Source organism: Streptosporangium subroseum (assembly GCF_900188345.1).
Taxonomy (GTDB): domain Bacteria; phylum Actinomycetota; class Actinomycetes; order Streptosporangiales; family Streptosporangiaceae; genus Streptosporangium; species Streptosporangium subroseum.
Window position 1 is genome coordinate 1 of sequence record NZ_FZOD01000094.1, and the last position, 12,678, is coordinate 12,678.

Annotated in this window: 9 protein-coding genes; 5 read left to right on the forward strand and 4 right to left on the reverse strand. The window is 58.2% G+C overall.

Annotated elements, in window-relative coordinates; genetic code table 11:
- Positions 1–736 precede the first annotated feature (736 nt).
- On the reverse strand, positions 737–2,086 hold the full coding sequence (locus tag CHC08_RS44405) for a caspase family protein (RefSeq protein ID WP_089213401.1): 1,350 nt from the start codon (positions 2,084–2,086) through the stop codon (positions 737–739).
- Positions 2,073–2,471 (reverse strand): hypothetical protein, encoded by a 399-nt coding sequence (locus tag CHC08_RS50330; protein WP_179282580.1) that lies wholly within the window; start codon positions 2,469–2,471, stop codon positions 2,073–2,075. Before CHC08_RS50330 ends, CHC08_RS44405 begins: the two co-directional genes overlap by 14 nt.
- A 294-nt stretch (positions 2,472–2,765) precedes the next feature.
- Between CHC08_RS50330 and CHC08_RS44415 the strand changes: the two genes are divergently transcribed.
- The 4 genes from CHC08_RS44415 to CHC08_RS49045 all read left to right on the forward strand — a co-directional run bounded on the left by CHC08_RS44415 (position 2,766) and on the right by CHC08_RS49045 (position 8,935).
- Positions 2,766–3,251, forward strand: coding sequence for a hypothetical protein (locus tag CHC08_RS44415; RefSeq protein ID WP_089213420.1), 486 nt, complete (start codon positions 2,766–2,768; stop codon positions 3,249–3,251).
- Between the two features lie 356 nt (positions 3,252–3,607).
- The gene (locus CHC08_RS44420) at positions 3,608–4,507 is read left to right on the forward strand and encodes a radical SAM protein (protein WP_218825790.1); all 900 of its coding nucleotides are present in this window, start codon (positions 3,608–3,610) and stop codon (positions 4,505–4,507) included.
- The gene (locus CHC08_RS44425) at positions 4,504–4,917 is read left to right on the forward strand and encodes a DUF6375 family protein (RefSeq protein ID WP_089213403.1); all 414 of its coding nucleotides are present in this window, start codon (positions 4,504–4,506) and stop codon (positions 4,915–4,917) included. Before CHC08_RS44420 ends, CHC08_RS44425 begins: the two co-directional genes overlap by 4 nt.
- 1 nt (position 4,918) lies before the next feature.
- Positions 4,919–8,935: an NACHT domain-containing protein gene (locus CHC08_RS49045; RefSeq protein ID WP_143653629.1), complete on the forward strand. Its 4,017-nt coding sequence runs from the start codon at positions 4,919–4,921 to the stop codon at positions 8,933–8,935.
- A gap of 61 nt (positions 8,936–8,996) precedes the next feature.
- On the opposite strand, the gene CHC08_RS44440 is transcribed toward CHC08_RS49045, so the two are convergent.
- Positions 8,997–9,449 carry a hypothetical protein gene (locus CHC08_RS44440; protein WP_143653630.1) on the reverse strand — a complete coding sequence of 151 codons (453 nt, stop codon included), beginning with the start codon at positions 9,447–9,449 and terminating at the stop codon, positions 8,997–8,999.
- Between the two features lie 852 nt (positions 9,450–10,301).
- Here CHC08_RS44440 and CHC08_RS49050 point away from each other — a divergent pair.
- On the forward strand, positions 10,302–11,417 hold the full coding sequence (locus CHC08_RS49050; RefSeq protein ID WP_143653631.1) for a hypothetical protein: 1,116 nt from the start codon (positions 10,302–10,304) through the stop codon (positions 11,415–11,417).
- 115 nt (positions 11,418–11,532) lie between these two features.
- Here CHC08_RS49050 and CHC08_RS49055 read toward each other — a convergent pair whose 3' ends face one another.
- Complete coding sequence (locus CHC08_RS49055) at positions 11,533–12,609, reverse strand: DUF2690 domain-containing protein (RefSeq protein WP_143653632.1); 1,077 nt, start codon at positions 12,607–12,609, stop codon at positions 11,533–11,535.
- Positions 12,610–12,678 lie beyond the last annotated feature (69 nt).

The window sequence follows — 12,678 nt, forward strand, 5'->3', positions numbered from 1 at the left end:
AGCAAAAGAGCCCCTTGCGGGGCTCTGAGCTGGGAAAAGCTGGTGTGGCAGGTGCAGGACTTGAACCTGCGTAGGCTGAGCCGACGGTTTTACAGGCCATGCCAGTTCCCGCCGTGACATGGCTCCTGACCTGCGGCGCGACACCTCTTCACTGCTCTCGCCACCATGATCATTGCACGCATATTGCACGTCACGGCAGGTGAGGCCGAAGGTCCAACCAGCGATCAATCTGAGTTCTTACCGGCCCTGTCGCCAGTCGATCCGCGATCAACCCCATCGGGCCGAGGAGGTTCTTACACATGCGCAGGGCCAGGATCTCGTGTCGAGGACGGGTACGCCAATCGATCACCCGATCTCGCGCTTACTCCAAGCCTAGGGGCAGAGCATCCAAGATATCTGAGGCCAACCGGTTCGGACTCCACAGCGGATCATCATCGGGGGCGAGATCGGCAATCAGAAACGCCCGAAGCCTGAAGCGGCCCACGTTCGCGCTCCTCGTGGGGTAGCCAGCCTGCTCGGCACCGTCAAGGGCCGAAGATCATCCCATGTATATCCCGCAAGCTCGTCTTCAGGTATTGATCTACGTCTCTTGCAGTTGGCCGGGAGCGTCTTCATCGGGTGTCCACCAAGGTGGCCTTGCCAATGTCCAGTGCGGCGACCTGCTAGACAATCTCTTCATGGTCATGAGCCTGTTCAAGCACCGCGGCCTCCTGTGTGGCATCCCCCACCAAAGCGATCAGTTAAGTCGCCTGTTGCGTCTGCCGACCGGGGTGGCCGGGTTGAACAGGCGGTAGGCCAGCCAGAAGACACCCGCCGCGCTTCCCAGCATGAACATGAGCCCGCTGATCGCGAAGAACTGGTCCACCACCAAGCTGAGATCGTCTCTGGCTCGGAAGAACGCAACCAGGCAGCCGCCGATGGTGTAGCTCAGGATCGGCGCGGCGGTCCCCCGCACCTTGTCAGCGCTCTCCCAGCCCTCACAGATCGTCACGACCAGCACAGCGAACGCCCAGACCAGCACGGGGATTCGGAAGATCGAAATCGGGGCGAAGGGGAAGGGGACGAGCACCCCGGCCAGGACAAGAAGGACCATCCCAAGCACCTCTCGCCGGTGGCCGAGCAGCGTGGACCTGACGTCGCGCTCCCCGACGGTGACGTCCTCCCTCGATTTGTGTGAACGGCTCAGGCGGCGAAACAGGTTGGGCTGCCTTTGGGCCTGCTCCCTGGACAGTAGTTGCTCGGCCACCCGTCTGGCCTTAGCCAACTCGTCCTCGGTGTCGTCTTGTCGGAGGTCGGCACTGCCGGGAGGGGCGAGTTCCGCATGGGATGCCAATCGGGGATTACGAGCGATGATCAACTCGCCTCGTACTGTGCTGATCTTCTCGGGAGTCTGGTGCGGTGTGATCTGACGAACGTGATCGAAGAGATAGTCGTACAGTTCATCCACCGACACCGCGCCGTCGCCGTCAAGATCGGCATTGCCGGTCCGAAGCCCTTCTACCAGCACCCCCGTAAACACGGATGGCCGACCGGTGCCGATCATAAGCCTGGTGTCGGATTCGTAGGCGTATTCGAGGGAGGTGGAAGAACTGATCACCACCCGGCCGCGCCCTTGGAACCGATCCAAGTCCATACGCTCGGGCGACCGGGGAATGAGGTTCTTTGGGAATGCTCCACTGTAACAACAATCCAACAACAGAACTATTTTCTGCGACCTGCTGCGGTCAATCTGCTCGTTGACGAACGCCGCGGAAAGGCCCGTGGCCGCCAGCCGATCGAGTTTGGTCGACGACATCGCGAAGTAGAGGCGACCCGACTCATCCTTGACTCCGTGGCAGGAAAGGTGCAGCACTAGAAGGTCATTGGCCCGACGGTCGGCGAAGAATCCCTCAATCTCCTCCGCCACCTCATAGGCGGGCCGGTTCAACAGCTGGTGGGTGGAAAAGCCGCCGATTCTTGGATCCGACAGGACATTGGATAGTTCGCGGCCATCGTGCGTCGGAGATCTCAGCTGTCCCAGTGCCTTGTCGGCGTAAGTGTCCGCTCCCACAATCAGCGCGTACGAGCCAGGCTCAGGGCTCGGCATGACGCTCGATCCAGTGGTCGATCAGCCGACGCTGGTCCGCCCGGGAAACCCCAGTGATCTCCAGGACATCCCCGCCGAGCTCGATCTTCACCGACCGCCCCGGTCCCCGGCCAACCCATGCGCTGATCAGATCGATCACAGCCGTTATCCCGACGGGCTCGATAAGGCTGACGAGCATCACGCCAATGGTGCCAACGTCAACACCTTTCGCGCCCTCGGGCAGAGTGCTCGGAATCGCGTCGACTGCCAGAATGTCGAGCTGCAGAAGGTCTCGGCGCAGGAGAACGGCGGCTTGGGCGACCTCTTCCGGCAAACCCCACGGCCCGAGACCGATCTCAATTCGAAATGAGGCAGACCCGTTGGATCGAGCCCTACGTTCTTCCACCGAGCACGACTCCTCGACTGAGAGGTCCGAAATACTCAAAGGCTTAGTCTGTGAGCATATCCATGGGCATACTCGCGCGCCAGATGCGGTGATGAGCCACATCCCGCCCACTTGTTGAAGGCTTCCAATCGCCTAGACGATTTTGTTGAACCTCAGCCCGGCGTCGTCGTTGCCGTGGTACATGACGACTATCGAGCGGACAGCCTGGTCTCGCATCGCCAGCCAGAGCGACCTCGCAGGGTCGAGCTGTCATAGCGTGATGCATTGGCTTCCTTCAACGGGCAGCATGACAGAGTGCCAGATCTGCTGTGGGATGAGGTCAGGAGTTTCTTCGACCTTGATCTGATGGGGACGCTGCCGGATGTATGGGTTGCGGATACCTCGGTCGGCGACTGGCAGACGGTCCTTGATCTGGTTGAGGCCCATGGCTGGAGGAGTGAGTACTCCGAGGGCGACATCGTCATGCCGCTGCCTCACGCCGAGCACGTGTTGTCCCGGCCTACTGATGGAGACTGCCCAAGTCTGCGGGTCTGGCCGGCTCCTGATGTACTGGCAATCTTTCGGTTCCTGTCGAAGGACACGATCGACTTCGATGTCGATCTGCGGGAGCTGCAGGGGCAGGAACGGCTGGACCTCCTGTGTGAGTTCTTCTCGGCGATCGGGCGGAAGCTGGGCAAGCCGGTGTTGATGTCGCCGGAGGGTGACTCGGATCATCCAGTGCTCGGGTTCGATGTCGGAGCCGATCGTGTGGTGTTGCTGGCGACCCCTGGGCCAGACTGACCACCGCTGCGGAACAGGAGCCCTGCAGGATTCGAACCTGCGACCGTCGGATTAGAAGTGGAGCGACGTTTGATTGCCTGGTGACGTGCTGACCAGCCACCAATGCATGTGATCCTCCTTAGCGCGGAGTCGGTATTCCGCGCATGTTCCGGATCATGGTTGCCAGGACAGGGACCGCCTCTACCGATCTCGTGATCATGTTGTGTCCTAGGTGAAGATCATCTGGCACCTTAACCAACCGCAACGACCTCGCCGACGCCTACGAGTCGGCCAGAGACCTCACCCGCGCCATCCCCTTGTACGAACGCTCATCTGCATGGCCTACGCAAGCCCTGAGTAATGGCATCCTGATGTAGGTGACTTACAAGGTTCGCCTGTCCGAGGCTGGCATGCACCTGTTTGACCGCGTTTCTGGGCTGAACATCCTCCTCGACGAGGTGAAGGTGCCTGCAGAACAGGTCTCGCGTGCTCCTCGATACCTGTCGGTGGCGTTGACGAACACCTGTGAGCTTCGTTGTGCATACTGCTATGCGCCCAAGCATGCTGCTGTGCTCGATACGGGCCGCGTGGTCGCGTGGGCGGCCGAGCTTGATGGCGCGGGGTGCCTCGGTATCGGCTTCGGAGGCGGGGAGCCGACCGCTCACCCCCGCTTCGCTCAGCTCTGCGCACAGATCGCTGCGGCGACGTCGATGGCGGTCACCTTCACCACACATGGACATCGGCTGACACCCCAACTCGCCGATATTTTGAGGGGGGCCGTGCATTTTTCGCGCCTGTCCGTTGATGGGGTCGGCGCCACGTATGAGCGGCTCCGGCGGCGGCCGTTCGCGGCGGTCCTTGCCGCTGCTGCTCTGCTTCGTTCGGTTGCCCCATTCGGCGTCAACGTGGTCGTGAACGCAGATACGATCGGCGAACTCGATCAGCTTGCTGAGTTCGCTGCCGATGCTGGGGCGTCTGAACTGCTGCTCCTGCCGGAACAGCCGACTGCGGCTACTTCTGGAATTTCTGACAGGGACGCCGAGCGACTGGTCCGATGGGTACAAACTGCGAGGCCGCAGGTCCGGCTCGCAATCTCCCGTTCGGGACTCGAGGGCTCCGTGCCAGCGGTTGAGACCATCCCGGGTGAGCAGCCTTTGGACGCGCACATGCACGTTGACGCGACTGGTGTTCTCCGTCCTCATGCTTACGCGTCAGTGGGAACCCCGATCGAGGACTTCATTATGGATGCCGTGCAAGCCCTGAGGGAGGCGGCGTGAAGATCTGGCACAGCTACGGTTCCGAGCATTCGATGGATCTGGTGTTGATCGGCAAGTTCGAAACGGTCTCCGGCGCAGAGGCGGCGATCGAGCGGATGGAGGCGCTGAAGGCTCTCGCGGAGGCCGAATGGTCCGACGATGATTGGCGGCTCCCTGAAAAGCGAATGCCGGACGCTCTAGTCGACGAGTTGATGAAGCTGAAGCTCTACGAGTTAGGGCGATCCGACGTCGACATCTACGCCTTTGACCACTCGGTCGAACGCGATGGGTCCACCATCCATATTTGGACCGAAGAGTCCGAAGTCCAAGGGTTCTTGAAGGTGCTCCTCCACCTCGGTGCGCGAGTCGAAGTGTTCTCGCGTCATGACTGGAATGACGACGGGACCCCCCGGAAAGCCGCAGGCGACTGAGGTGACGCTAGACCTGACCGAGCTGGCGCTCCTGCGAGGAGCAGCTGATGAGAATTTCGAAGCACTCACACGAGCGATTGTGTCTCGGCGCTTTGGCGCGCTAGGCACTCTCCGGGAGCGGCGTCAACAGCCAGGCGTCGAGTTCTACCTGCGAGTCGAACACCGAGGTGAACTCGGGGATCCAGGCCGTATATGGGGATGGTCATGCAAGTGGTTCATTCTTGGACCCAAAAATGAGCTCACCTCGGGCCAGCGCACGCAAATCGAGGAATCCGTCGAGAAAGCCATCAAGCACGTTGAGGGGTTGACCGACTTTGTACTGTGCCTTCCCCAACGTCCTGCAAAGCAGGACATTGACTGGATCGATGGTCTTGGGATGGCCAAAGGGATCTCGACGAAGCTGTGGGCGGCGGAGAACTTCGACGCGCAGCTGTCAGGGCTCGACGAGCTCCGCTCTACCTTCTTCGGAGAACTCGTCCTGTCTCCAGGCATACTCGCGCAGGCACATGAGCGCTCTGTAGCCCCCGTCAAAGCGCGGTGGGTGGCACCGCTGCACACTTCGAATCACGTTGAGCATCGGATCGAGCGAGCCTTGCTTCGCCCAGCATCCTTCGGCTGGCTCGATGATCGCATTGCCGCTATCGCTGTTCGGGTTGAGACACTCCGTGACGCACTGCCCGCCATCGGGAACGATGTCATCCGCGCGGGTGCTCAGGAAGTCGTCGATAATCTAGACCGGTTCGTCGTTGATCTCCGGGCCATTGCCGAAGCTGGGCGGAACCGTCGGCCAACGGAGGCTCGTGAGCGCATTGCCGATCAGCAGCCACCAGTAACATCGCCGCGTAAGCTGCGCTCGCTCGTCTTCGGCTTAAGGAAGCAGCGGCTGCCAGCTGCCCTTGCTGTCACTGGCCTCGCCGCAGAAATCCGTGATGTCGTCTGTTGGCTGCAGGACTTGCATACGGATCTGCAGGCCCCGTTGACTGCGATCGTCGCCGCGGCTGGAACGGGCAAGACTCACCTTGCTGCCCAGTTGACTGCTCCGGCCGAACGATCGACTGCTGGAGTGTTTATTCAGGGCGGGCACCTGCGGGCCGGTGGAAACCTGGATGACTTAGCGCGTCGGATCCCTGGGCTGAAGGTCGATCGCTTCGAAGATCTCCTCCTGGCACTCAATTCCGCCGGCGGCCGTGCTGGTGCTCGGATCCCCTTGATCATCGACGGCTTGAATGAGGCGGAGAGGCCCTCGGAGTGGCGTCCGCTACTTGATCAGCTAATGCCAGCACTCGCCAGCTACCCGAACGTATTAGTTGTTATCACTCTCCGCGAAGCACTCGCTGATCGCGCCCTTCCAGACACAACAACCAAACTTGATCTCGAGTGGTACCGGGCCGAGATTAATGACATCGTCGCCGCCTACTTCAACCATTACTTGATCGATGCCCGTGGTGCCTGGCTGCCGACCTGGATGTTCCACAACCCGTTGTTCCTCCGCATGTACTGCCAAGCGGCAAACCCTCTCCGTAAAAATTTGGTTGGCGTGGAGGCACTTCCGACATCCCTAGTCGGTGTATTCGAGCTGTATCGCGACGCCGTAACCAAACGCCTTGCCGAAGATCCTGTTCGCAAGCTGGTACCGGCTGACCAGATCAAGCGGCGTCTTGCTGAGCTCGCACGGGAGATGTGGACTCGCGGGATTCGTCGACTCCCATCCGATGAGGCAAGGGTAATCCTCGACGCTGGTGAGACCGACTGGGACGAGAGCCTATTCCGACGTCTCGAAGAGGAAGGGGTACTTCTCCGCGATGAGGTCAGTGGTAGTGACGACACCGAAACTGGGATTCTGTTCGATCGCTTCGCCGGTTACCTGATTGCTGACGCGCTCCTTACGCGTATGACATACGCCGAAGTTGAGGAGCGGCTCGCGGAAGTAACCCTGTGGAATTCTCTGATGGGAGAGGATCACCACTCTTTCGGTGAGGACATCGTCATCAGCCTGATCGGTCTGTTGCCTCGCCGGTTCGGCGGGCATCACCTCTGGCGCCTGGCCCCACAAGAACATCGGAGATGGGTGCTCGCCCAGGAGTTCGCCTCAGAGTCCGAGTATCTTGATGAGGGCACCATTGATGAGCTCGCAACGTTGATCGCGAGACCTGACTGGAAGGCCCCAACGTTTTCCAGATTCGGGCGACGACACTCCTTCGACCGCCTGTGGGAGATCCGTTTCTCTCCTGCACACCGCCTGAATGCTGCCTTCCTTGACCGCGTCCTTCGTATGCTGCCGCTCCCTGAACGCGATCGCAGATGGACCGAATGGGTCCGCCATCGCGACGACGATCTGCTCCTGTCCAACCTGAAGAAAGTGATCGAGAAATGGTCAGAGAACCTCGATCGCTCTGAAGGAGATGACCTCAATGCGCTTGCGACAGCCTGGTTACTGACATCTACGAATCGAACGGTGCGAGATCTCGCGACGAAGGCATTGCAGCGTTATGGTCGGCCGGACCCGAAGCGACTGTTTGATCTCGCTATTCGAATGCTCGATGTTGACGATCCATATGTTGTCGAGCGCATTGTCGGTGCCGCGTTCGGTGCCGCTAGCACCCACCAGATGCCTGATCCTGGTGGGCCGTTCGAGCGCGCGCTTGCCAGGTGGCTCACCGAACTGCGAGACCACTTCCTCGCCAGCGGTTCAAATCCAACGTCTCACGAACTGCTACGTAGTTACGTACGGGCGATCTTCGAGTTCGCCGGAACTCTTCACCCCGGTGCGGTACCTGAAGGCGTTGATCCATTCGCACTGCCGTTCGCGACGGTGCTGCCTGCACCGGTGATGGCTGAAAATGACCCGAACGCTCAGGAGTGCGACAGCACCTTCGGCATGGATTTCGAGAACTACGTGATTGGGTCCGCTATCAGAGACAGAGGGAACTACGACTTTAACCATGCTGAGTTCCGTCGCGCTCGCGGCGAGGTAATGGCTCGCGTCTGGGGGCTCGGGTGGCGTGCCGCACTGCTGGGCGACATCGATCGAGCAATCGCTGAGGCTGCTGGCCGCTTCGGGCGCAGGCGGGTAACGGTGGAGCGCTACGGCAAGAAGTACGGGTGGATCGCCTACTACGAGCTGACCGGCCGTCTTGCGGATGCTGGACAAAGCCGCGATTGGTGGGTCGATGGCAGGCGCAACGTGCCTCCTGATATCGACCCGTCTTTTCCCGAGGAGCCTCCTACAACGCCCGTACCATTGCCTGAGTGGGCCCCTTCCGGTCCGATGGATGACAAAGCGTGGCTCCACGCCGGTACAGTAAAAGTGCCAGTAGACCTGTGGTTACCTGAGGAAATCCACGATGTCTCCGGCGGATGGCTGCTGGTCGAGGGCTATCTGAAGCATCAGCGCGATGGGCGGAAGGTGTTTGGATTCTTCCGCACACTCCTGTTGGAGCCGGACGATGTGAATCCCGCACTCGAACTCGTCAACGGGCTCGAGTACCCCGGGAACCACTTCTTTCCCGAACTCCCGACGGTGCGCAGTGTTTTTGCCGGAGAAGCACCCTGGAGTCCTGGGTTCGAGGTACGCCTCGATGAGGATGACACGCACTCGCGCCTCGCGTTGCGTCGGGACTGGCGTGACGCGGGAATCGGGGTGGGCCAGGTGGCCGTGGAACTTTCTACTGGTGAAGGTGAGAAACCAACGGGACTGAAGCACTCCTATGACGTGCCATCATTTGACTTCGCTGCCCGATTCAAACTTCGTCAGCTGCCAGGAATTTTGGATCTAGTCGACCTCAATGGCGTCCGCGCCTCGGCGACTTTCCGCGCTGAAAAGCCGTGGAGCGGACAGCTGCTCTTCATACGACAGGACTTGATCGTCGATTTTGCTGACCATCGACGAATTATGCAGGTCGCCTGGGGCGAACGCGAGGTGAGCGTTGACTGGAGCTCCGTACCCGCTTGGGTCGAAGAGGCCCGGCAGGCATACAAGCATGTGTGGCGTGAAATCAGAATGCTCAACAAACCCTAGACCCCTTCCTTATTACCTTATGAAATTGACCTACATCTTGGGGTTTTCGGGTAGGGCGTCTCTAAAGTGACCCCTCTGCACGCTGCTTGAGAAGTGCGTAGTCGGCGAGTGCCGCCGCACAGTCACTGCGGTTATGGCCCGTCCACCATTCGAGGCTCGCAGCGTGGGAGCCAGCGGTAAGACTGAACTGCCGGTGCCAAGTCTGATCTTCCGTGAGCATGACAGGCGTTGAGACATCGTCGAACTGGTCTGCGGTGATGTCGAGTAGCAGCCCATTGCGTTCAAGATAGGCGTGCGAAGAGTTGGACGAGTCGATTCCGGTTCGATAGGTCCAGATACCGAGATTGGAGTCGATTAGGAACTGGCCGAGCATCTCGCAGGTGTCACCGCATGAGGCGCGAGGAAATTTAGCGAAGCTCTGTAGTTGGAGGCCGCCCTGTTCCAAGGCTGACCTGAATTGAACGGCTTTTTCATATACGGCCTGCCGGTATTCCACTCCGTCGTGAGCATGCATGGACTAAGCCTAGCCATGCGGCGCGCCACTTGTAGAGGCGCGCGGGGATGGGGGCGACTGAGAGGCTCGAACCTCCAATCTCCGCTCCTTTGAATATCCCGACCTGTAGAAACTCGCTGCTGATCGTCCCGTCGCTGTCGTCCCACCCGAAGGGCAAGCGGGCCGGGGGTGAGGGGCGCAAGGTGGAGCGCCCCACTGGACGAACGACCTTGCGCCCCTCACCCCCGGTCTGCTCGGCTTGCCTGGGACGATGGCGACGGAACGATCCGCTCCCGGAGCGGAGACCCCCGCCGGAGGCATCGCCTGAAGAGATCCCTCAACGAATGTGAGCGGAGCGGCTGGCGCAACGTGAAACACCCGAAGGCCCACGAAACGGTTGAGCCGACGACTTCGCGTTTTGATGGGCGGCGGTGTGTCGCTGGAGTCGACGAGTTCGTTCGGCAACGGCGGGTAGGTCGGTCGGTGGACGGCCCGGGTCGCCGCCGGCCGGGACCGGCGCCCACGCCGCACGCCTGGACGGCGGGCGGCAGAGGGCCGGGTACGGCGGCGCGGCGCGCCGCCGCTTGATCATCTATAAGAACAATTCGGCAAACTTCTTCCTGCTAGGCAAGGGGCTCTAAGCTGCCAGTCTGGTTGTCGGCAGGTACAGGACTGAACCTGCGTAGGCGAAGCCGACGGCTTTAGCGACGCACATACGGCGCCAGTCCGCTTCAATACCCCTCAGACGAGCGCATTTCCCTCAGGCAGACGGCAGGCAGCTTACTCTGTTGATACTCTCGGGCACTTATAGGAGCACTGAGACGTCTTATGTATATGAGTCTCTTCCCCCTTACCGTTCTCACCCTGGTCGTAATGCGTCGGGTGCTGCGTGGACGCATCGCGAGGCCAGAAAAAGGAAAGGATTTCTCTCCTCTCTTGCCCGATCCCCAGAGAGCAGATACTCTACCGAATCCTTTATCGGAGACTACACTTAAACCTCCGCAAGAAACTCTTCTCAATTCAGCACCCCTCGCTAGACGTGGCGTCTCGCGGCGGACAGCACTTGCAACTCTTTTAGTCGTTTTATCAATAGCGACAGCGATACAGAGTTGGTTCGCTTACAGTCAAGGTACTGAGAATTTGCCTCAAACACCGGTAGGCACGGGAAAGATTACGATGATACTTCCCTCCGATATTGCGGCCCTAAGAGTTACTTACGGCCAATACCCACCCATAGAGAAGCAAGGAGAAGGAGGGTTAAAATTCGATGAACCTTCAATAAAAATTACACTTTGGGGATATGGTCGGAAAAAACCAAAAGAATGTATCCCTTATATTATGGTGGCAGAACGGGATGCCATTTTAAAAAATGCCAACGATCTTATGAATACACAACTTGGCAAGCAATATCAAGACGAAGAAAAACCGCTAATTCTCAAATCGGACAATAGTCCATTGGGTCATGGTGTTCAAGTTGTCCGTGGAAAAATGTGTTCCATAGAAATACCGGACTATCAATCATTATACGATGCGAAGCCACCAGGAAAAGTTAAAAATCAAACGATTGGCCAAATATCCGCCTACTCCTACAAACATCCCAGCGCTCCTCTCACGGAAGTTTATTGGATGCCAACCCTAAACGCACTAATGAGCAAATGGGAGAGTGTAGTATTTCAAAAGAAGCCACTTTTGGCATTTATTGACATCATAAAAAACCAAAGCTTAGATCCAATTAAGGAATATAGCTGCGTAACTCGAATGGACCCTACGCGTGCCGATCAAAAAATAGAGGGTGTAAAACCTGCACCTGACGGTCCAGGGCTGAGGTGGGCAGGGTGTGACGGGATTGAGAAGAGTGTGATTATCGCCGATAATCAGCGTGAGGAGGAAAACGACCGTTCACTTTTTATTTCGGGCGCTCTCATAGGTGCTGCTGTCTCCTTTTTTCTTTTTGCAGTTCAGCTCTTTTTGGACGCGCCGAGGGAGTGACGGTCGAGCCCAATATCGCTATTAGAGCTGATAGATCCAACCCGGCCTACAATTCAAAACGCAGCACCAATATCTAGGAGGCCGAAACCGGAGAAGCGCTTCCAAGTCAGGAAGTTCATCCTCTGCATTTTGTCTTCACCTCAACCGACTTCTCTCCCAAAGTAATCGTTATCTCCGCTTGCGCGCAGTCCTTATTTACATCAAGCATCCCACTCGGATGGTCAGTTAGGGATTCATAGGAACCTTCCTCCACTCCAAGGTTGAATGTATTACTTACTGCTCGTGCATCATGTGGGCGCACTACCTTAACGACTGTTACAGATACCAGTCGTTCCTGAAAACTGGCAGTTGCCCAGGCCGTCTGGCATCGATTTGACTTCATCAAGCGCAACGTCCCAATGCGCCGACTATTTGCGTCTGCAATGGGGACCTCTTCCAAAAGGTTCGCATCACTTTCGCACTGAGTTGTCTTACTGTCCGCCCCGTCGCCGAAAGGAGGTGTGGGCATGGCTGCCTGCTCACCGTAGCCATTGTTCGAATCACTATACGAGTATGGTGTATACATTTGAACTGCCAGTGCAGCAGCAAAGAAGATCAGTATAAACGTTGCGAGAAGGCCAGCTATGGCTACAGGAATAACGAGAATTGGGCGACGAAAGCTAATCGATGACTTAGGCTCAGACGTTGGACTTATATTTAAAAGTTCTTTAACGCCGGCGACTCGCCCTGAAACATTTACTGCACTTCCTTGCCCATCAACGAGAAGCTCAAGAGTAAATCGATCTTCCGGGTTAAGTAGAAGCGGCTGAAGCTGAATTGATTCGTCGCTCTCAAGGATTGTGCTAGCGCCGAGCGAATGGGGCTTGCTTTGGGATACGGCGACGGATTCAATCTTGGTTTTATCTGTAAAAGTTATCCTCACCGGCTCTTCAAAGTCACCAGCTCGAATCTCGGCACTCCCGGCATTAATAAACGTTACTAGTACTAGCCGTGGTTCCGTCAGAGGGCGGCTGCCATGTACAACCTGTAGTGGGACGCTCGCTTCAGTAGGGCGCAGATCGCTGCTGGTCACCTTATAAACCAGCTTTTTGGTTTTCTTCTGCAGGCGATAGATAATTAAGGCTAGTGGTAGCGCAGCAACAGCGGCAACAACGCCCAGCCAAGCGGATAACACACCTGAGTCCAATTCCATCTCCAAGGAGCAGCGGCGTCTGTTACTGCATCATAGTGCGGGCTACGCCAGTCAAACGCTTCTCCCGCG